The sequence below is a fragment of the Rhodovulum bhavnagarense genome (assembly GCF_004343505.1).
Taxonomy (GTDB): Bacteria; Pseudomonadota; Alphaproteobacteria; order Rhodobacterales; family Rhodobacteraceae; genus Rhodovulum; species Rhodovulum bhavnagarense.
This window is the reverse complement of the sequence record NZ_SLXU01000002.1, coordinates 68,292-88,403: the sequence shown is the minus strand read 5'-3', so window position 1 is coordinate 88,403 and position 20,112 is coordinate 68,292. Positions and strand designations below refer to the sequence as shown.

Below are 20,112 nucleotides of genomic sequence, written 5' to 3'. Positions count from 1 at the left end.
TCAACCGTCCAACTGGCGCGACAATATGGTGGAAAACTCGTCTGCGAAACTTTCGTACCCCCCCACGAGCCGGTCGCTGTCTGCCGACAGCTTGTTGTAGAAGATCACCGCCGGGATCGCCGCCAGCAGCCCCAGCGCCGTCGCGACAAGCGCCTCGGCAATGCCGGGCGCCACCACGGCAAGATTGGTGTTCTGTTGCAGCGCGATCTGTTCAAAGGCGTGCTTGATGCCCCAGACCGTGCCGAACAACCCGACGAAAGGCGCCGTCGAGCCCACGGTCGCAAGAAAGGAAAGCCCCCCGTTCAGAACCTCCGCCTCCTTGGCGATGGCCACGTCCATCGACCGGTCGATCCGCGCCGCGGCCCCGGCAATCAGGGCGCCATCCTGGCGGTGACTGCGCCGCCATTCCATCATGCCCGCGGCGAAAATCTTTTCGGTCGCGCCGCTCGGTTCTGCCCCCAGCGTCTCGAACAGCTCATCCAGCGGTTCGCCCGACCAGAAAGCGCGGTCAAATTCGGCCGAAGCCGCGCGCGCCTTGCGATACAGGATCACTTTCTGGATGATGATCGCCCAGGCCCAGAACGAGGCCGCAATGAGCAAAAGCATCACGATCTTGACGGTAAAAGTCGCGCGCAGGAACAAGGCCAGCAGCGAGAAGTCAATCTCCTGCGCCATCGCAAGGGTTTCGGTTTCCATACTGTCTGCTCGTTGTTGCGGCCGTGAAATTCGGCTCTGATTACCGCGAAGCTTACAGGCTTTTCACGACAAATGCCAACACAAGGGCGTCAGGGCCACCCTCTCTCCGGGCTTCAGGCCAGCTTTCGGCGGAACTCTGCCGGCAGGCGCGTGGGCTTTCCTCCCCGGCCCAGGGCAACAATGGTCACACGCGCCACGAAAAGAGGCTGCGCGCCGCGCAACACCTCCTGCCAAAGGATCAGCCGCGCCGGCGTCACGGCCTCGACCTGCGTCACGACCCTCAGCAGGTCATCGAATTTGGCCGGCCCCAGATAGTCGGCCTCGACCCTGCGCACGGCAAATACGATCCCTTCCTGCGCCTTCAGCCGAATCTGGTCCACGCCTAGCCCGCGCACCCATTCGCTGCGCGCGCGTTCGATGAATTTCAGGTAGTTCGCATAATAGACGATGCCCGCAAGGTCGGTATCCTCGTAATAAACCCTAAGCTCGAATTCCTGGCTCACCCTTCCGTTCCCATCCTCGCGGCCAGCCGCAGCGCATGGGCCACGTCCCGCGACATGGCCGGCATCACCGGATCATACCCTACACGGATGACGTCCGCGATCTCTGGCCGCAACACCAGTCGCCCATCGGGCGCAGGCACCAGCGGACCATCGCTCATGAAAGCCCGCTCCGACCATAGCAGGATCACCCGCACAGCCTGGTCCAACGCGACCGCCTCGGCAGGCAGCGCCGACAAGGTCGCATCCATCCGCACGAACACGAACGCCGCCTTGATCGCGCCCGCGGCATCGTATCGGAAAAGCCGGTACTGGTTCGCCCCCGCCGTCTTCAGCCGGTCCACCAACGAACCGAGATCGGGCAGCAGCCGGTCGAGATCGGGCGTCTCGGCCAGCTCCGACCAGTCGCGCAGGAAAAACAGCATCAGGTTGACGCCCAGTTCCGGGTCGCTTTCGGCCATCTCGTGACCGGCCAAAGCCACCACCGCCTCGCAGGCGCCCTTGACCGTGGCCAGCGTCACATCGTCCACACCAAAGACCACCGGCGCGATCGGCCGTCCCCAGCGCGCGAAAAGATAGTTCCCGTCGGCGCGGGTAAACAGCGCCTCGACCCCCTGCGGTGTCATCTCCTGCCCTTCTTCTTGGCCCAAATACCCAAAATTCCGTCCGCGCCACGAGGATGAGACAGGATCGGCGCGCCTTCGCGACCACTCGCGCATGCCGGATCGCGGTCGACCGTCGCCCCCACCGGTGGCGGTGGGGGCACGGCCATCTCAGCCCCGCCCGGTCAAGAGCGGCGCGGTCATCGCAACCGCGTAATCGCGGGCCCGCGCGAGGGCGGGATCATAGCTTTCGCGCACGCGCACCACGTCCGGATGCGCGGCGGCCAGCTCGTCCTGGACCTCGTTCCAGGCATCGCGTAGCGCGGCAATCACATCCGTCGGGAAATTGCGGAACGCAACGCCCTGCGCCTTCAGTTCGTCCAGCGCGCGGGCATTGAAATAATCGAACTGCGCCTGCGCCTCCAGCGCGGCGGCCAGCGATGCGGTTTCGCAGATGGCTTGCAAATCGGGGGACAATTCGGTCCAGGCATCCCGGTTGAACACCACCGCCAGCCCTGCGCCCGGCTCGTTGAACGCAGGCAGGTAGCACAGTTGCGATATCTTTTGCAGGCCAAAGGCCTGGTCCAGCATCGGCCCCACCCATTCGGCGGCATCGATGGCGCCCGATTGCAGCGCCTGGAAGATTTCGGGCGGCGGCATCAGCACCGCGTTCACGCCCAGCTTGCGGTAGATCTCTCCGCCCAGCCCCGCGATGCGCATGTTCAGGCCCCGCAGGTCGGCCACCGACTCGACGGGCTTCTTGAACCAGCCGCCCGACTGGGTGTTGGAATTGCCCGAGTAGATCGGTTTCAGGTTCCGCTGAGCGTAGATGTCGTCCCAGATCTCCTGCCCGCCGCCCCAGCGCAGCCAGGCGTAATGCTCGTTCGAGGTCATGCCGAAGGGCACCCCGGTGAACCAGTGCAGCGCGGGGTTCTTGCCCGCCGCGTAATAGGTCGGCCCGTGCCCCACGGGCGCCTTGCCCTGCTGCACCGCATCCTCGACCCCGAAGGCCGGCACCAGCTCGCCCGCGCCGTAAACATCGAAACTCAGCCGCCCGTCCGACATCGCCGCGACCCGCGCGGCAAAGGTGGTCACGTTGGTGCCCACGCCCGGCGCCATCTTGGGAAACGCGGTCGGCAGCTTCCAGGTGATCTTGCCCTGCGCGATGGCGGGCGTGGCAAGCGCACCGGCGGCAGTCACGCCCGCGCCTGTCTTGAGGAAGGTTCTGCGATGCATTTTCGGTCCCTTTCGTATCGGGTCTCAACGGAAAATCATGTCGGGCAGCCATGTCGCCAGCCCCGGCACGGCGATCAGAACGCCAAGGGCGGCCAACTGCAAGAGGACAAAGGGCACGACGCCCCGGTAGGTATCGACGGTCGAGATATCGGCCGGCGCAACAGAACGGAAATAGAACAGCGCAAAACCAAAAGGCGGCGTCAGGAACGAAGTTTGCAGGTTCATCGCGATCAGCACGGCGAACCAGACCGGCGAGATATCGGTGCCCAGGATCGGCGGGCCCAGCAGCGGCACGACGATATAGATGATCTCCACCGCCTCCAGGATAAAGCCCAGCACGAAGATCAGCGCCATCACCAGCGCGATGGCGGTCATTCCGCCCCCCGGCAGGCCAGCCATCAAGTCCGCCACCATGCGGTCCCCGCCAAAGCCCCGGAACACCAGCGCCAACAGAGAGGCCGCGACCACGATGCCGAAGACCATGCCCGAGATGCGGATCGTCTCTTCCATCGCGCCGGGCAGCAGCCCCGCGCGCCAGGTCCGCCAGCCCGCGGCCAGCGTGCCCAGCCCGATCAGCCCGCCCGCGCCCAGCGCGACCAGGCCCGCGATACTGCCCGCGCCTGCGCGGCCCAGCCCGGCCAGCCCCATGGCCACAAGCACCAGCGCAGCAAATGCGCCTGCCGCAATCGCCCAACGGCCCGCGCGCCCGCCCGTGGTGCCGTAGCCTGCCAGGAACAGCGCGCCGATGGCGCCCAGCCCCGCGGCCTCGGTCGTGGTGGCAACCCCGGCCAGGATCGAGCCCAGCACCGCCAGGATCAGCAGGATCGGCGGCAGGAAGGTGAAGACGATTTCGCCCAACGGGACCGGATCGCGCGGCGCGGGCGCGGCGCTGCGGGCCGGTTTCAGCCGGATCGCCAGATAGGCGGCGTAGAACCCCACCAGCATCAGCCCCGGCACCAGCGCGCCCGCGAACAGATCGCCCACCGAGACCGGATCGGGCGCGAAATTGCCCGCCGCCTGCTGTGCCTCCATGTAGACATTGCCGATCTGGTCGCCCAGTAGCACCAGGATGATCGAGGGCGGGATCACCTGCCCCAGCGTTCCGCTGGCACAGACCAGCCCGGCCGCCAGCCGCTTGTCCACCCCCGCCGCGCGCATCGCGGGCAGGCTGATCAGAACCAGCATCACCACCGTTGCCCCGATGATCCCCGTAGAGGCCGCGATCAGCGTGGAAAAGGCCAGAACGCTCAACCCCATGCCCCGGGCCGAGCCGCCCGTCAGCCGGCCCAGCACGCCCAGCATGCGCTCGGCCAGCCGGGCGCGTTCCAAGAGCACCCCCATCAGCACAAAGAGCGGCACCGCCATCAGCAGCCGGTTGGACATCACGCCCCAGACCCGGCCGGGAAAGAAGTTCAGGAAATCCAGATCGAACACGCCCAGTGCCGCACCGATCAGCGCGGTCACCATCGGCACACCCGCAATCGCCAGCATCGCCGGAATACCGCTGAGGATGCCCGCGAACAGCCCGGCCAGCATCGCCAGCAGGAACCCGGCCTCGACCGTCATGCGCTGTCCTTTCCGGGTGCGGGGCGCAGCACCTGCGCCAGCCCTTGCAGGATGGTCAGCGCTGCCGCCACGGGCAGCGCGGTCTTGACCAGGAAAAGGCCACCCAGCCCCCCGGTCTCGACCGATCCTTCGCGGATCGACCATGCATAGACCAGATCGGGCCAGAACGCCCGGATCAGCAACCCGAAGACCGGGATCAGGAAGATCACCAGCGCCACCGCATCGGCGGCGCGCAGATAGGCGCGCGACAGGCGTTCGGACACGACCTCGACCCGGACATGGCCGCCCCGGGCGAGCGTCACCGGGATCGACAGCGCCATCAGAACCGCAAAGGCATAGGCGGCGGCGTCCTGCAACTCTACAAATCCGGTGCCGAACCCGTAGCGCAACACCACGACAACCAGAACAGCTCCCGCCAGGAACAATCCCGCCGACACACAAAGTGCAAGCGCAAGCCGGTCAAGCCAGCGGCAAAAGCCCAGGTAGGCGGATATGAGAGCGGAGAGGCGCATTCGGGAGGGGAGTGCCACAGCGCCGCGCGCACCGCAATTGCCGTTTCGGTCACCCCCCGGCCGAAATCGGGCTTGGTCGCGAACATGATAGCCCGGCGCGGCGCTGCCGCCGATCGCACCGATCTTGGCGAAGATCCCGATTTCAAGTTTCGGGGTCCTCGGCCGTCAGGGTCAGCGGCGCGGCGGGAACGACCAGGTCGCCTGTAGATAGCGGCGTTCTGGGGCGGGCCAGGGCATAGCGCGTCACCCATATCAGCCGATGCTCGGCCCGCGTGATGGCGACATAGGCCAGCCGTTTCCACAGCGGCTGGCCCGCCTCTACCCGGCCCATCCGCGCGGCGGAGTACAGATCCGGGGCAAAGACCTGCACCGTATCCCATTGCGAGCCTTGCGCCTTGTGGATCGTCACCGCCGCACCATGCAGGAAGGTCGCGCCCATATGCGCGGCATAGGGGATGAAGGGTTCCTCTTCCTCGGGCATCTCGATCTTGACGATGGAGGCCGCCGAAAGCTGCGGCTCTTCCGCCCCGATCACGTGCAGGCGGGAAAAGCCGGGCTTGCGGCCGGGGCCGAGATAGATCACCTGCGCACCCTTGATCAGGCCGCGCGCCTCAAGATCCAGCCGTTTCTTGCGGTGTTTGAGCGGCAGCTCGATCCCGTCGCAGATCAGCGGCTCGCCCGGCAGCAGATCGTCGGCCGGCGCCCCGTGGGCCGCGCGGAAGGCGTGGATCAGCCGAATTCGGGTCGCGTTGCGCCAGACCAGAACGGGCGAGCGCGCCATCAGGTCGGAATCGACCCGACGGCCGATCTGCACCCGATCGTCCTGCGCGGCCTTCTGTTCCACCAACCGCTCGAAATCCTCGAAGCCCAGGTCGGGATCGGCCAGGGCGTGGGCCAGGTCCAGGATCGGGTTGTCATCAGCCTGCCGGTGGATGCGGTGCAGGTGCATCGTCTGGCTATCATCCAGACCATCGAACACCATCTTGCCCGACTGGTTGACCGGGGCAAGCTGGGCAGGATCCCCAAACAGGACCAGAGTCGGGAAAATCTCGCGCAAATCCTCGAACTGTCGCGCGTCCAGCATCGAGGCCTCGTCGACAAACCCGATATCCAGGGGGTTCTCGCGCCGCTTCCAGCCCAGGATGAAATCGCTGCCACGCAGCCCCGCCGCCGCCAATGCCCCAGGAACCGAATTGTTGCCCTGATAAAAGGCATGCGCCCGGTCCAGCGCAGCCTCGGTCAGGCCCTCGATCTCGGGGCGGTCGCCCTCGCCGGTCAGCCACTCGGCGATCTTTTCGTATTCGGGATCGTAGACGGGGGTATAGATGATGCGGTGAATGGTGGTCGCGGGCACGCCGCGCTGGCGCAGAACGCTTGCCGCCTTGTTCGTGGGCGCAAGGATCGCCAGCGTGCGCTGGTCGCGCTTCCTGCGCCCTTCGTAATCGCCCGATACCGTCTTGACCCCGGCCTCGCCCAGCGCCTTGACCAGTTCGGCCAGCAGCATCGTCTTGCCGGACCCCGCCTTGCCGGTCACCGCCAGCAGGCCCGCCTTGCCCTCGACGCGCGGGGTTAGGCGGCCAGCATCAAGATCGACGCCCATGCCGCGCAACAACTCGGTCACGCGGTCATGGGCCTCGGCCTGATCGTCGGAAAATGTCAGCGCGGGCAGGGTCATGGGCGGACCCTAGCGCCCTGCCCCGCGCAGCGCCAGCCTCAGACTGTCGGTCCGGCCTCCAGCACGTCCTCGAAGGTGCGCAGCCCGGTGCGCGGCGCCTGCACCAGCACCGCCATGTTGCCCGGCTTGTGCTCGTTGCGCAGCATCTTCAGGTGCGCCTGCGGGATCTCCGCCCAGGGGAAGACCTCGGACATACAGGGATCAAGGCGCCGCTGGCACATCAGCCGGTTGGCGGCCGCGGCCTGTTTCAGGTGGGCAAAGTGGCTGCCCTGCACGCGCTTCTGGTGCATCCAGACATAGCGTGCGTCCATCGTCAGGTTGAACCCGGACGTGCCCGCGCAGATCACCACCATGCCGCCGCGTTTAACCACGAAGGTCGACACCGGGAAGGTCGCCTCGCCCGGGTGCTCGAACACCATGTCGACATTGTTGCCCTTGCCGGTGATGTCCCAGATCGCCTTGCCGAACTTGCGCGCCTCGGCGAACCATTCCTTGTATTCGGGCGTGTTGACCTTGGGCAGTTGCCCCCAGCACTTGAAGTCCTTGCGGTTGATGACGCCCTTGGCGCCCAGGTCCATGACGAAATCCCGCTTGGATTCGTCCGAGATCACGCCGATGGCATTCGCCCCCGCGGTGTTGATCAGCTGGATCGCGAAAGACCCAAGCCCGCCCGAGGCCCCCCAGACCAGAACGTTCTGCCCCGGCTTCAGTTCATGCGGATGGTGGCCGAACAGCATCCGGTAGGCGGTGGCCAGCGTCAGCGTGTAGCAGGCCGATTCTTCCCAGCTCAGATGCTTGGGCCGGGGCAGCAATTGCTGCGCCTGCACGCGGGTGAACTGCGCGAACGACCCGTCCGGGGTTTCATAGCCCCAGATCCGCTGGCTGGGGCTGAACATCGGGTCGCCGCCGTTGCATTCCTCGTCGTCGCCGTCGTCCTGGTTGCAGTGGATCACGACCTCGTCGCCCACCTTCCAGTTCTTCACCGCCGAGCCCACGGCCCAGATGATGCCCGACGCGTCCGAACCGGCAATGTGATAGGGCGCACCGTGGCCGTCGAACGGCGACACCGGGATGCCCAGACCAGCCCAGATGCCGTTGTAGTTCACGCCCGCGGCCATCACGAGAACCAGCACCTCGTGGCTGTCGATCTCGGGCGTTTCCACGACCTCGACCTGGAACGACTTGTCCGGCTCGCCGTGGCGTTCCCGCCGGATCGCCCACGCATACATCCTGGAGGGAACATACCCCAGCGGGGGCATTTCACCGATCTCGTAAAGGTCTTTCTCTGGCGCCTCGTAAGGAACGACAGACGGGTTGGTGTCGAGTGCCATCGGGGCCTCCTTGCTGGTCGTTACGCTTCGCCGCAGCGCAGAATCGCCCGGCTTTCCTGTCAGATAAAAGTGCGCACGTAATTTTGCAATTCAATTTGGTCATAATTGGTAATTTTATGACTCTTCCATGGCGCAACTCGCCGCGATGCAGCGAATTGACAGCCGTATAATATTTTCCGTATGACGCCGTGAGCGAAATTTTATTGCCACCCCGAATCCCGAGGCGTGCCATGACCGAAATCCATAAAGACCGCCCCTGGCTGTTCCGCACCTATGCGGGCCATTCCACCGCCAAGGCGTCCAACGCGCTCTATCGCGGCAACCTCGCCAAGGGCCAGACCGGACTTTCCGTGGCCTTCGACCTGCCGACGCAAACGGGCTATGACAGCGACCATGAACTGGCGCGCGGCGAGGTCGGTAAGGTCGGCGTCCCGGTCAGCCACCTGGGCGACATGCGCACGCTCTTCGACGGCATCCCGCTGGAACAGATGAACACCTCGATGACGATCAACGCGCCGGCTCCGTGGCTATTGGCGCTCTACATCGCCGTGGCCGAGGAACAGGGCGCCGACATCTCGAAACTGCAGGGCACCGTCCAGAACGACATCATCAAGGAATACCTCTCGCGCGGCACCTATATCTGTCCGCCGAAACCATCGCTGCGGATGATCACCGATGTCGCGGCCTATACCCGCGCACACCTGCCAAAATGGAACCCGATGAACGTGTGTTCCTACCACCTGCAAGAGGCCGGCGCGACGCCGGAACAAGAACTCGCCTTCGCGTTGGCGACCGCCACGGCGGTGCTGGACGACCTCAAGGGCAAGGTCGACCCGGCCGATTTCCCCGCGATGGTGGGACGTATCTCGTTCTTCGTGAATGCGGGCATCCGGTTCGTCACCGAGATGTGCAAGATGCGCGCCTTCGTGGAACTCTGGGACGAAATCTGCCAGGATCGCTATGGCGTCGAGGATCCCAAATTCCGCCGCTTCCGCTACGGGGTACAGGTCAATTCCCTCGGCCTGACCGAACAGCAACCCGAAAACAACGTCTACCGCATCCTGATCGAGGCCCTGGCAGTGACGCTGTCGAAAAACGCGCGCGCGCGCGCCGTGCAGCTCCCCGCGTGGAACGAGGCGCTCGGCCTGCCGCGCCCCTGGGACCAGCAATGGTCGCTGAGAATGCAACAGATCCTGGCCTATGAAACCGATCTCCTGGAATATGGCGATCTCTTCGACGGCAACCCGGCGGTGACCGCCAAGGTCGAGGCGCTGAAAGAAGGCGCGCGCGCGGAACTGACCCAGATCGACGCGATGGGCGGCGCGGTGGCGGCGATCGAATACATGAAATCGCGCCTGGTCGACAGCAACAGCGAGCGCATCATGCGCGTCGAGACCGGTCAGACCACAGTGGTCGGCGTGAACCGCTGGACCGAGGGTGAAGCCTCGCCCCTGACCGCCGGGGAAGACGCGATCATGGTGGTCGACCCTCAGGTCGAGGCCGAACAGATCGCCCGCCTGAACGAGTGGCGCAACACTCGCGACGAAGACGCGGTACAACAGGCTCTCCGGGCCCTGCGCGAGACCGCGGCAAACGGCGCAAACATCATGCCGCCCTCGATCGCGGCCGCCCGCGCCGGGGCCACGACGGGCGAATGGGGCGACGTGATGCGCGCCGTCTTCGGCCAGTATCGCGGACCCACGGGCGTGTCACGCAGCCCCTCGAACCGCACCGAGGGCCTAGACGAGATCCGCGCCGAGGTCGACGCCCTGACCGGGCGGCTGGGCCGCAAGCCCAAATTGCTGGTCGGCAAGCCTGGGCTGGACGGCCATTCCAACGGCGCCGAGCAGATCGCCGCCCGCGCCCGCGACTGCGGCATGGACATCACCTATGAAGGCATCCGCCTGACCCCCGCCGAAATCGTCGAGGCGGCCAAGACCGAAAACGTGCATATCGTGGGCCTGTCGATCCTGTCGGGCAGCCACCTCCCCCTGCTTGAGGCGCTGATGCGGCTGATGAAGGAAAACGACCTGATGCATGTCCCGGTCGTGGTCGGCGGCATCATCCCCGACGATGACGCCGCGCGCCTGCGCGCGATGGGCGTGGCCAAGGTCTACACGCCCAAGGATTTCGAACTGAACCGGATCATGTTCGACATCGTCGGCCTGATCGACCCTGCCCCGGTTGCCGCGCAATAGGACATATACCCTTCTTCTTGGCGCAAATACCCCGGGGGGGTGCGGGGGGCAGGCCCCCCGCGTCGCACGCACCACCACGGGCGCGATGAAACTGTTGCGGTGCGCTGGATGCCCTTGGCCTCGCCCCGGTGTCATGCCAGTCTGCGAGCATGATCCAACGAGGTGCCCATGACCATCCATATTGGTGCCAAACTCGGCGAGATCGCCGAAACCGTGCTGATGCCCGGCGATCCGATGCGGGCGAAATGGGCGGCCGAAACCTTCCTGGCCGACGCGGTCTGCGTTAACCGCGTCCGGGGCATGCTGGGCTATACCGGCACCTGGAACGGGCACCGCGTGACGATCCAGGGCAGCGGCATGGGCATGCCGTCGCTGTCGATCTACGCCAACGAACTGATCCGGGACTTTGGGGCGAAAACGGTGATCCGCATCGGCTCGGCCGGGGCGATGCAGGACCATGTCCAGTTGCGCGACATCGTCCTGGCGATGACGGCCTCGACGCTCTCAACGCCCTCCAGGGGCGTCTTCAGGGAGCTGAACTTCGCCCCCTGCGCGGATTTCGCCCTGCTCTCGGCCGCCCACCGCGCGGCCATGGCCAAGGGGGTGCGCGCGCATGTGGGCGGGATCTATTCCTCGGATGTCTTCTACGACGAGCGTCCCGACCTCGACGAACAGATGATCCGCCACGGCGTGCTGGCCGTCGAGATGGAAGCGGCCGAACTCTACATCCTTGCCGCCCGGTACGGGGCGCGGGCGCTGGCGGTGCTGACCGTATCGGACCACCTGCCGACCGGGCGCGCGCTGAGCCCGGAGGACCGGGAGACGAGCTTCGGCGCGATGGTCGAAATCGCGCTGGAGGCCGCGTTCGCATAACCCCTGGCGTCGGCCCCTTGGCCGAGGGTGCACCTTGGGTATTTTTCCCAAGAAGAAGATAGGCTCACAGCCCATGGGAGCGGTCGTAGCCATTTGGCGGCGGCGGCTGCCATTCTGCCAGGGCCGCCTGGTCCGGGGCGAGGCAATCCATCCTGAGCGGGTGGCAGACGGCCGTGTCCGTGCTGTTGGAGGCGCAATCGCCCCAGGGGCAGGCCGAGAGCGCGGCCAGCAGGTCGATTTCGGCGAAAAGCTCGATGCTGTCGCCGGGGCGCACCGGGCTCGCCTTGGTGAAATACCGGTGGGTGTCGCGGGTGAAGCCGGTACACATGAAGACGTTGAAGACGTCATGGACATGGGGTTCGGCCCGATCCGGGGGCAGCCCGGTTTCGGCGGCCAGCGCGCGCACCAGGTTGGAGTGGCAGCAATGATGGTAAGGCCCGCCGTTCAGAAGCGTGTCGGTATAGGGATCGCAGCGCGTGCCGATCACGTCATGCACCCCCGCCCCGTCCGCGTCGAAGCCGTACCAGTCCAGGCTGTCATGCAGGATCGTGGCCATCGGCCGCAAATGGGGAAAGGCGGACCAGAGCCGGTGGCCCGTGGTCAGGTGGGTGCCGTGCAAGGCACGCGTCTTGCCCGAGTAGAAGCGTTCGGACAGGTCGGCGGCGTTCCACAGGTTCAGATCGCCCACCTGCGGCCCTTCGATGCAGGTGATCCGCAGGATGTGGCCGGCCGGGATGCGCAGGCAGCGGGCCTCGCGCGGGGGGACGGTGACGGTTTCACGGGGCATCAGCCCCGCGCGCAGGCGGGCGGTCCAGACCGCGTCGGGCGCGGGCAGGTGGTCGGGCGGATAGCACACAACCGGGCGGGCGGCCCGGCGGGCATCTGCATCGGGGGGCGCATTGTTCATCCCCCCATCAGAGCGCTAAACGGGCCGTGCGGCAAGTGCCGCGGCAGCCCGGATCGCGTGCTCAGCTTGCGGCGCAGTATTCGTAGTATTCCACGGACTCACGCTGGCCGGGCACGAACACATGCGCGGGCGCGTAATAGGCGTAGGACTCTTCGAGGATCTTCAAGGCTTCTTTCGCACCGACATGGCGCGGTTTGGCAGTACGGGGCATGTAACCCTCCATCCGGGTTCGGTTGCTCCTCCCGCTCCGAAAGATACGCCCCTTGGCGCGGTGGCGCACCTGCCGTTGCGCGAAACTCGGCATGTGCTGGGTGCAAGGGTCGCCGGCAAGGAAAAACGGCCGACCCATGGGGGACCGGCCGTTCGAGGATCGGGTTTCCCGCGGCGGTCAGATCGCGCGGTCGACCATCATCTTCTTGATCGAAGCGATGGCCTTGGCCGGGTTCAGACCCTTGGGACAGGTCTTGGTGCAGTTCATGATCGTGTGGCAGCGATACAATTTGAACGGATCTTCCAGCTGGTCCAGCCGCTCGCCCGTGGCCTCGTCGCGACTGTCGATGATCCAGCGATAGGCGTGCAACAAGGCGGCGGGACCGAGATACTTGTCGCCGTTCCACCAATAGGACGGACAGGCGGTCGAGCAGCTGGCGCACATGATGCATTCGTAGAGACCGTCCAGCTTTTTCCGGTCCTCGGGCGACTGGCGCCATTCCTTGACCGGCTCGTTACTTTCGGTTTCCAGCCAGGGCATAATACTGGCGTGCTGGGCATAGAAATGCGTCAGGTCCGGGATCAGATCCTTGACCACGGGCATGTGCGGCAGCGGATAGATCTTCACCGTGCCCTTGATTTCGTCCATCCCCCGGGTACAGGCCAGCGTGTTGGTTCCGTCGATATTCATCGCGCAGGACCCGCAGATCCCCTCGCGGCAGGAACGGCGGAAGGTCAGGGTCGGGTCGATCTCGTTCTTGATCTTGATCAGCGCGTCCAGGACCATCGGCCCGCACTTGTCCAGATCAACGAAATAAGTGTCGACGCGGGGGTTTTCGCCACTGTCCGGGTCCCAGCGGTAGATCTGGAACTTGCGCAGATTGGTGGCGCCGTCCGGTTTCGGCCAGGTCTTGCCGGTCTTGATGACCGAATCCTTGGGGAGCGTGAGTTCAACCATTCCCTAGCCTCCTCAGTAGACCCGCGCCTTGGGCGCGATCTTGGCGACGTCGATCCCGCCATCCTCGGCGGTACTCAGCGGGTCCAGGTGCACGGGGCGATAGGACAGCGTGACCTTGTCGCCCTCCACATGGGACAGCGTGTGCTTGCGCCAGTTGGCATCGTCGCGATCCGGGTAATCCTCGTGCGCGTGCGCCCCGCGGCTTTCCTTGCGGGCCTCGGCGCTGACCACGGTGGCCAGCGCGTTGGGCATCAGGTTGGTCAGCTCAAGCGTTTCCATCAGGTCCGAGTTCCAGATCAGGGACCGGTCGGTGACCTTGAGATCGCCCAACTTGCCGGCGATGGCGGTCATGTTCTGCACCCCGTCGGCCAGGGTCTTTTCGGTGCGGAAGACGGCGGCATCGGCCTGCATGGTCTTCTGCATCTCCAGCCGCAGTTCGGCGGTGGGCGTGTGGCCAGCCGCGTAGCGCAGCCCGTCGAAGCGCGAGAGCGCCGCGTCGATCGACGCCTGGTTCGGCGCCGGCACGGCGGTCGAGGGATCGACCACGTCCTTGGCGCGGATCGCCGCGGCGCGGCCGAACACCACCAGGTCGATCAGCGAGTTCGATCCCAGCCGGTTGGCGCCATGCACCGAGGCACAGCCCGCCTCGCCCACGGCCATCAGGCCCGGCGTCACACGGTCGGGGTTGTCGGCGGTCGGGTTCAGAACCTCGCCCCAGTAGTTCGTGGGGATGCCGCCCATGTTGTAATGCACGGTCGGCAGAACCGGGATCGGTTCCTTGGTGACATCCACGCCGGCAAAGATCTTGGCGCTTTCCGAAATCCCCGGCAGGCGCTCGGCCAGGGTTTCGGGCGGCAGGTGGCTGAGGTTCAGGTGGATGTGATCCTTGTGCTCGCCCACGCCGCGGCCCTCGCGGATTTCCATGGTCATGCAGCGGCTGACCACGTCGCGCGAGGCGAGATCCTTGTAGGTGGGGGCGTAGCGTTCCATGAACCGCTCGCCTTCGGAGTTGGTCAGGTAGCCGCCCTCGCCGCGCGCGCCCTCGGTGATCAGACAGCCCGCGCCGTAGATGCCGGTGGGGTGGAATTGCACGAATTCCATGTCCTGCAGCGGCAGGCCCGCACGGGCCACCATGCCGCCCCCGTCGCCGGTGCAGGTATGGGCAGAGGTCGCGCTGAAATAGGCACGGCCATAGCCGCCGGTCGCCAGCACCACCATCTTGGAGGCGAAGACATGGATCGAGCCATCATCCAGCTTCCACGCCACCACGCCCTGGCAGACGCCATCCTCGGACATGATCAGGTCGATGGCGAAGTATTCGATGAAGAACTCGGCCTTCTGCTTCAGCGACTGGCCATACAGCGTGTGCAGGATCGCGTGGCCGGTGCGGTCCGCGGCGGCACAGGTGCGCTGTACCGGCGGGCCTTCGCCGAATTCGGTGGTGTGACCGCCGAACGGGCGCTGGTAGATCTTTCCCTGTTCGGTGCGGGAAAACGGCACGCCGTAATGTTCCAGCTCGTAAACCGCCTTGGGCGCCTCGCGGGCGAGGTATTCCATCGCGTCGGTATCGCCCAGCCAGTCCGAGCCCTTGACGGTGTCGTACATGTGCCACTGCCAGTGGTCGGGGCCCATGTTGCCCAGGGACGCGGCGATGCCGCCCTGGGCCGCGACCGTGTGGCTGCGGGTCGGGAACACCTTGGTGATGCAGGCGGTGCGCAGCCCCTGCTCGGCCATGCCCAGCGTGGCGCGCAGGCCCGCGCCGCCGGCGCCGACCACAACCACGTCATATTCGTGCGTTTCGTATTCGTAAGCGGCCATGTGCCCGTCTCTCCGTGAAATCTCAGATCGCGATGCGGACGATCGCGTAAAGGCCGGCCGCCATGGCCGTGTAGCTGATGCACATCATCGCGATCAGCAGGATCTTGCGGGTCAAGCCGCGGGCGTAATCCTCGATCATGGTCTGGGCCCCCCGGCGGAAATGCATCCAGCCCACCCAAAGTGTCAGCAGGACAACCACCGCAGGAAAGGGGCGCGAAAAAGTCGCGACCACCTCGTCATGCGGGTTACCCAGCGACGAGCCGACAAGGAACACGAAAACCGGGATCAGCCCGACAAGGGCGACCGAACTCACGATCATGTACCAATGATGTTCGGTGCCGGTATGCGCCGCGCCAAGGCCCACGGCGCGCTTGCGGTCGGTAATATAACGCATCGCTTTCCCCTCAGACGATGATGACGGTAAGAACGGTCAGGATCGCAGAGCCCGCGATGATCGCCATGCCCAGCCTTTCCGCGACGCGAAGCTCAAGGCCGCGCCCGCTGTCCCAGATCAGGTGACGTATTCCGGCCAGCGAATGATACCACAGCGCCCAGACTGACAGCGTCATGACGATATCCCCGACCAACGAGGTCAGCACCCAGTCGGCGCGGGCAAAGGCATCCGGCCCCTTGGCCGCGGCAATGAACCACCACACGATGAGAATGGAACCGAGAATCAGCGCATTGCCGGTGATCCGGGTGAAGATCGAGGTCACCGAGGTCAACTGCGGGCGGTAGATCTGAAGATGCGGGGAAAGCGGACGGTTGCCGCGATTGACGTCAGCCATTTTGTCCCTCTCGTTCTGGGGCGCGATCTTGGACCGATGTGATAACAAGTTTCGCGCCGGAGTCACGGGTCAGGCCGATATTCTGGCCTGATTTTCTGCCGCAAGAGCATAAAAATGAGAATTTGCGATCACAAAAATATCAATCGTGATCACAAATTCCCGCTCAAGCTGTCAAAGCGGTATCAGTGCCCAGTAATCGAGATCAAGAAGGACATCGGGCAGGTATTTCCCGTCATCGCCCTTCAGCGCCCCCGGCTGCGCTCCGGCCTTGACCGCCACCAGCCGCAGCCGCAGCGCGCCGACGCCGGGTGCGCCCGTCTCGGCCTTGTCCAGCACCTCGGACCACGCCTTGACGGTGTCGCCCGAGAAACAGGGGTTGGCGTGGGCGCCGCCGTTCAGGCCAACGATCATCTGCGCGTTGGCCAGCCCGTTGAACGACAGCGCGCGCGCCATGCTGATGACATGGCCGCCATAGATCAGCCGCTTGCCATCCTCGCGGAAGGTGGCGTCGAAATGCACCTTGGCGGTGTTCTGCCACAGCCGCGTGGCCTGCATGTGCTCGGCCTCTTCGATGGTCACGCCATCGACATGGTCGATGACCTCGCCCACCTCGTAGTCGCCCCAGCGATGCGGCTCTCCGGCCAGGGTGAAATCGTAGCCGGTGAAGTTCAGCACCGCGGGCACGACCAGATCCTCGGCCGCGACCGTTTTGGACAGGTCGGGAATGACCGTCTCGGGCGCGGGGGCGTCGAGGTCGCGCTTGCGCACCATGACCCAGCGCACGTAGTCCAGCACCACCTCGTCCTTCTGGTTCAGCCCGCTGGTGCGGACCCAGACCACGCCGGACTTGCCGTTGGAATTCTGCTTCAGCCCGATCACCTCGGATTGCGACCGCAGCGTATCGCCGGGCCAGACCGGGCGGTGCCAGCGCCCCTCGGCATAGCCCAGGTTCGCCACCGCGTTCAGCGAGATGTCCGGCACCGTCTTGCCGAACACCGTATGGAACGCGATCAAATCGTCCAGCGGCGCCGACGGCAGCCCGCAGGCCTGCGCGAAGGCATCCGAGGAATACAGCGCATGTCGCGCCGGGTAGAGCGCGTGATAAAGCGCGCGTTCGCCGCCCGACAGCGTGCGCGGCACCGCGTGGTCGATCACCTGCCCTACCGAATAATCCTCGAAGAACCAGCCCGGGTTGGTCTTGGCCATACTCACAAATCCCCCAGTTTCACGTCAGGGGCATAGGCCCCCTCGACATCCTTCACCACCGCCTGTGCGCAACGCATCTGCCCGGTGACCGGGTCATGGGCATAGGCGGGGGAGCCGTACAGCTCCCACCCCTTGTCCAGGGCCTCGGTCACCTTGTGGCAGAACGCGGCGGTATCGACCTCGGTCAGCAGCCGGTAGGCGCGCATCAGCCGCTCACCGGCAGCGGCCAGACGCCGGCCCTGATATGCAGACCGATGATGATCAGGTACAGAACGATCCCGATCCCCAACAGCCGCAGATCACCCTTGAGCGAGCCGCCCGAATAGCGCGTGACCGCCTTGTCCTGCTTGTTGATCAGCACGATTTCGGCAATCGCCCAAAGGCCCAGACCGCCGAAAAGCAGGATCGAGGCCAGATCGCCGTTGACCAGCAGGTGCGCGACCACCCAGGTCAGGAAACCGTAAAGCTGCGGGTGACGGAACCAGCTGCGCGCGTGGCTCTTGGACTTGCCGACACCGAAGAAGATGACCGCCAGCAGCATCAGCGTGTTGTTCAGGTGTACCGTCCAGTCTGGCGTGGTGTAGAGGATCGGCGCCTCATTGCCGCGATAGCCCATCACCATCAGGACGACGGATGCCACCAGCGGCACGGCGAACAGGATCTTGGACCATTGGCCCATCGCGCTGTCCAGGCTGGCCCGAAGGTCAGGGAACACCCGTTTGAAGAGATGGGCAAAGCTCCACAGCAGAACACCCAGGATCAGATACATCATGTCGAAGCCTCCAGTTGCGCAATCGCCGCCGCCTTGGCCAGCGTTTCCCGTGCGGTAACGATATGCAGATTTTCGACAATGCGGCCATCCACCACGGCAACGCCCTGCCCCTCTTTCTCGGCCTCCTCGAAGGCGGCGATCTGGCGGCGCGCCAGGTCGATTTCCGCGTCAGAGGGGGCGAAGGCGGCGTTGGCAATGGCGACCTGGGCGGGGTGGATCAGGGTCTTGCCCTCAAAGCCCAGATCGCGGCCCTGCTCGCATTCCGCCTTCAGCCCATCCTCGTCCTTGAAGGCGTTGTAGACCCCGTCAACCGCCACAACCCCATGGGCGCGTGCGGCCAGCAGGCAATGGGTGAGGCTGGTCATAAGCGGCAGGCGGTCGGCGCGATAGCGGCAGCACAATTCCTTGGCAAGGTCGTTGGTGCCCATCACGAACCCCTCCAGCCGCGGATGGGCGGCCAGCGCATCGGCGTTCAGGATGCCGCGCGGGGTTTCCATCATCGCCCAGAGCGGCATGCCCGGCAGCATCTCTGAAAGTTCGTCCAGTTGGGCAACCTTTTCCACCTTGGGCAACAGCACCGCGTCGGCCCCGGCAAAGGCCATCGCCTGCACGTCCTTGCGGCCCCATTCGGTATCCAGCCCGTTGACCCGCACGATCTTGAAGCGCGCGCCATATCCGCCTGCCTTGAGCGTCTGGGCCAGGAGTTGCCGAGCCGCGGGCTTTTCCTCGACGGCAACGGCATCTTCCAGGTCAAAGATGATCGCGTCCACAGGCAAGGTTTTTGCCTTTTCAAGGGCGCGCTCTTTCGAGCCGGGAATGTACAGGACAGAACGAAACGGGCGGGCGCGTGGGTCCATTGATTCTAACCTCGGGTCATTTTGTTGCGCAAACGATCACAGCCGGGACACAATGCGCAACCCCAATTATGCCGCGATGCAGAATTCCCGCCCACCGCCGGATCAGCCCCCGGACCGGCCGGGAATCAGTTCGGTTCACCCCGTGCCCGACGGTCTGCACCCCGCCCACGCAAACGCGACAAAGGCGCATGGCCGGGACAAATATCAGAGGAAAAACGGCGCCGGAACGCATCATGCACAGGCCCCGGCAACCGCCTGAAGACAGGCGCGCATGCGGCGCAAGCGGCCTTGGGCAAGCCCGCGCACCAGCCAACGCCGCGTTGCGGCGCCCTTGCGCGAGGGACTGCAAAGGACTACCCATCGCGCCGCAACCAACAAGACTAGGGGACAAACAGACATGGCCAGACCCAAGATCGCCCTTATCGGCGCGGGACAGATCGGCGGCACGCTCGCCCATCTCGCCGCGATCAAGGAACTTGGCGACGTCGTGCTTTTCGACATCGCCGATGGCGTGCCGCAAGGCAAGGCGCTGGACATCGCCGAATCCGGCCCGTCCGAGGGCTTTGACGCGGCGCTGAAGGGCACCACCGATTACGCCGATATCGCGGGCGCCGATGTCTGCATCGTCACCGCCGGTGTGCCGCGCAAACCGGGGATGAGCCGCGACGACCTGCTGGGCATCAACCTCAAGGTCATGAAATCGGTGGGCGAAGGCATCCGCGACAATGCGCCGAACGCCTTTGTCATCTGCATCACCAACCCGCTGGACGCGATGGTCTGGGCGCTGCAGCAATATTCGGGTTTGCCCGCAGAAAAAGTCGTCGGCATGGCCGGCGTTCTGGACAGCGCGCGTTTCCGCCACTTCCTGAGCGTGGAATTCGACGTCAGCATGAAGGACGTCACTGCCTTCGTGCTGGGCGGGCATGGCGACACGATGGTGCCGCTGACCCGCTATTCCACCGTGGGCGGCATCCCGCTGCCCGACCTGGTGGACATGGGCTGGACCACGCAGGAAAAGCTGGACGCGATCGTGCAGCGCACCCGTGACGGCGGCGCCGAGATCGTGGGCCTCTTGAAAACCGGCTCGGCCTATTACGCGCCGGCCACCAGTGCGATCGAGATGGCCGAGGCCTATCTCAAGGATCAGAAGCGCCTGCTGCCTTGCGCGGCCTGGGTCGATGGCGCGCTGGGGCTGAAGGGCCTGTATGTGGGCGTGCCCACCATCATCGGCGCGAACGGGATCGAAAAGGTCGTGGACATCAAGCTCAACAAGGACGAGCAGGTTATGTTCGACAAGTCGGTCGACGCGGTGAAGGGGCTGGTCGAGGCCTGCAAGGGCATTGACGAGTCGCTCGGCTGAGCCCGAAAGAACATTACGTTGTGATCACACCTTTAAAAGGTGTGATC

21 protein-coding genes are annotated in these 20,112 nt (G+C 65.1%); 3 read left to right on the top strand and 18 right to left on the bottom strand.

Annotation, left to right across the window (positions count from 1 at the left end):
- The 8 genes from tolQ to ccrA all read right to left on the bottom strand — a co-directional run bounded on the left by tolQ (nt 1) and on the right by ccrA (nt 8,118).
- On the bottom strand, nt 1-696 hold the full coding sequence (gene tolQ / locus EV663_RS04065) for a protein TolQ (RefSeq protein ID WP_132950513.1): 696 nt from the start codon (nt 694-696) through the stop codon (nt 1-3).
- A gap of 113 nt (nt 697-809) precedes the next feature.
- Nucleotides 810-1,199: a tol-pal system-associated acyl-CoA thioesterase gene (ybgC, locus tag EV663_RS04060; protein ID WP_132950512.1), complete on the bottom strand. Its 390-nt coding sequence runs from the start codon at nt 1,197-1,199 to the stop codon at nt 810-812.
- A complete protein-coding gene (locus EV663_RS04055) occupies nt 1,196-1,822 on the bottom strand; it encodes a hypothetical protein (RefSeq protein ID WP_132950511.1) in 627 nt (208 codons plus the stop codon). The genes ybgC and EV663_RS04055 overlap by 4 nt, the downstream gene beginning before the upstream one ends.
- Before the next feature lie 147 nt (nt 1,823-1,969).
- Nucleotides 1,970-3,034 carry a TRAP transporter substrate-binding protein gene (locus EV663_RS04050; protein ID WP_132950510.1) on the bottom strand — a complete coding sequence of 355 codons (1,065 nt, stop codon included), beginning with the start codon at nt 3,032-3,034 and terminating at the stop codon, nt 1,970-1,972.
- A gap of 24 nt (nt 3,035-3,058) precedes the next feature.
- Nucleotides 3,059-4,600 carry a TRAP transporter large permease gene (locus tag EV663_RS04045; protein WP_132950509.1) on the bottom strand — a complete coding sequence of 514 codons (1,542 nt, stop codon included), beginning with the start codon at nt 4,598-4,600 and terminating at the stop codon, nt 3,059-3,061.
- Nucleotides 4,597-5,112 (bottom strand): TRAP transporter small permease subunit, encoded by a 516-nt coding sequence (locus tag EV663_RS04040; RefSeq protein ID WP_132950508.1) that lies wholly within the window; start codon nt 5,110-5,112, stop codon nt 4,597-4,599. Before EV663_RS04040 ends, EV663_RS04045 begins: the two co-directional genes overlap by 4 nt.
- Before the next feature lie 142 nt (nt 5,113-5,254).
- Nucleotides 5,255-6,787 (bottom strand): ATP-dependent DNA helicase, encoded by a 1,533-nt coding sequence (locus EV663_RS04035; protein WP_132950507.1) that lies wholly within the window; start codon nt 6,785-6,787, stop codon nt 5,255-5,257.
- Nucleotides 6,788-6,825: 38 nt separating this feature from the next.
- Nucleotides 6,826-8,118, bottom strand: coding sequence for a crotonyl-CoA carboxylase/reductase (gene ccrA, locus EV663_RS04030; protein WP_132950506.1), 1,293 nt, complete (start codon nt 8,116-8,118; stop codon nt 6,826-6,828).
- Nucleotides 8,119-8,348: 230 nt separating this feature from the next.
- On the opposite strand from ccrA, the gene EV663_RS04025 reads away from it, so the two are divergent.
- Together EV663_RS04025 and deoD are read left to right on the top strand one after the other, a co-directional pair.
- Nucleotides 8,349-10,316 carry a protein meaA gene (locus tag EV663_RS04025; RefSeq protein WP_132950505.1) on the top strand — a complete coding sequence of 656 codons (1,968 nt, stop codon included), beginning with the start codon at nt 8,349-8,351 and terminating at the stop codon, nt 10,314-10,316.
- A gap of 168 nt (nt 10,317-10,484) precedes the next feature.
- Nucleotides 10,485-11,189 (top strand): purine-nucleoside phosphorylase, encoded by a 705-nt coding sequence (gene deoD, locus EV663_RS04020; RefSeq protein ID WP_132950504.1) that lies wholly within the window; start codon nt 10,485-10,487, stop codon nt 11,187-11,189.
- Nucleotides 11,190-11,253: 64 nt separating this feature from the next.
- Here deoD and EV663_RS04015 read toward each other — a convergent pair whose 3' ends face one another.
- The 10 genes from EV663_RS04015 to EV663_RS03975 all read right to left on the bottom strand — a co-directional run bounded on the left by EV663_RS04015 (nt 11,254) and on the right by EV663_RS03975 (nt 18,705).
- The gene (locus tag EV663_RS04015) at nt 11,254-12,096 is read right to left on the bottom strand and encodes an urea carboxylase-associated family protein (RefSeq protein WP_132950503.1); all 843 of its coding nucleotides are present in this window, start codon (nt 12,094-12,096) and stop codon (nt 11,254-11,256) included.
- 61 nt (nt 12,097-12,157) lie between these two features.
- Complete coding sequence (locus tag EV663_RS15570; RefSeq protein ID WP_165910123.1) at nt 12,158-12,307, bottom strand: hypothetical protein; 150 nt, start codon at nt 12,305-12,307, stop codon at nt 12,158-12,160.
- 177 nt (nt 12,308-12,484) lie between these two features.
- Complete coding sequence (locus EV663_RS04010) at nt 12,485-13,264, bottom strand: succinate dehydrogenase iron-sulfur subunit (RefSeq protein ID WP_132950502.1); 780 nt, start codon at nt 13,262-13,264, stop codon at nt 12,485-12,487.
- A 12-nt stretch (nt 13,265-13,276) separates the two neighbouring features.
- Nucleotides 13,277-15,082, bottom strand: a complete 1,806-nt coding sequence (sdhA, locus tag EV663_RS04005) for a succinate dehydrogenase flavoprotein subunit (protein ID WP_132950501.1) — start codon at nt 15,080-15,082, stop codon at nt 13,277-13,279.
- Between the two features lie 22 nt (nt 15,083-15,104).
- Nucleotides 15,105-15,476 carry a succinate dehydrogenase, hydrophobic membrane anchor protein gene (sdhD, locus tag EV663_RS04000; RefSeq protein ID WP_132950500.1) on the bottom strand — a complete coding sequence of 124 codons (372 nt, stop codon included), beginning with the start codon at nt 15,474-15,476 and terminating at the stop codon, nt 15,105-15,107.
- 10 nt (nt 15,477-15,486) lie between these two features.
- The gene (gene sdhC, locus EV663_RS03995; protein WP_132950499.1) at nt 15,487-15,870 is read right to left on the bottom strand and encodes a succinate dehydrogenase, cytochrome b556 subunit; all 384 of its coding nucleotides are present in this window, start codon (nt 15,868-15,870) and stop codon (nt 15,487-15,489) included.
- Nucleotides 15,871-16,041: 171 nt separating this feature from the next.
- Complete coding sequence (locus EV663_RS03990) at nt 16,042-17,076, bottom strand: MaoC family dehydratase (RefSeq protein ID WP_132950498.1); 1,035 nt, start codon at nt 17,074-17,076, stop codon at nt 16,042-16,044.
- 2 nt (nt 17,077-17,078) lie between these two features.
- The gene (locus EV663_RS03985; protein ID WP_132950497.1) at nt 17,079-17,282 is read right to left on the bottom strand and encodes a DUF1737 domain-containing protein; all 204 of its coding nucleotides are present in this window, start codon (nt 17,280-17,282) and stop codon (nt 17,079-17,081) included.
- Nucleotides 17,282-17,848, bottom strand: a complete 567-nt coding sequence (locus tag EV663_RS03980) for an NnrU family protein (protein WP_132950496.1) — start codon at nt 17,846-17,848, stop codon at nt 17,282-17,284. Before EV663_RS03980 ends, EV663_RS03985 begins: the two co-directional genes overlap by 1 nt.
- Complete coding sequence (locus EV663_RS03975; protein WP_132950495.1) at nt 17,845-18,705, bottom strand: HpcH/HpaI aldolase/citrate lyase family protein; 861 nt, start codon at nt 18,703-18,705, stop codon at nt 17,845-17,847. The genes EV663_RS03980 and EV663_RS03975 overlap by 4 nt, the downstream gene beginning before the upstream one ends.
- Before the next feature lie 397 nt (nt 18,706-19,102).
- Between EV663_RS03975 and mdh the strand changes: the two genes are divergently transcribed.
- The gene (gene mdh / locus EV663_RS03970; RefSeq protein ID WP_132950494.1) at nt 19,103-20,065 is read left to right on the top strand and encodes a malate dehydrogenase; all 963 of its coding nucleotides are present in this window, start codon (nt 19,103-19,105) and stop codon (nt 20,063-20,065) included.
- Nucleotides 20,066-20,112 lie beyond the last annotated feature (47 nt).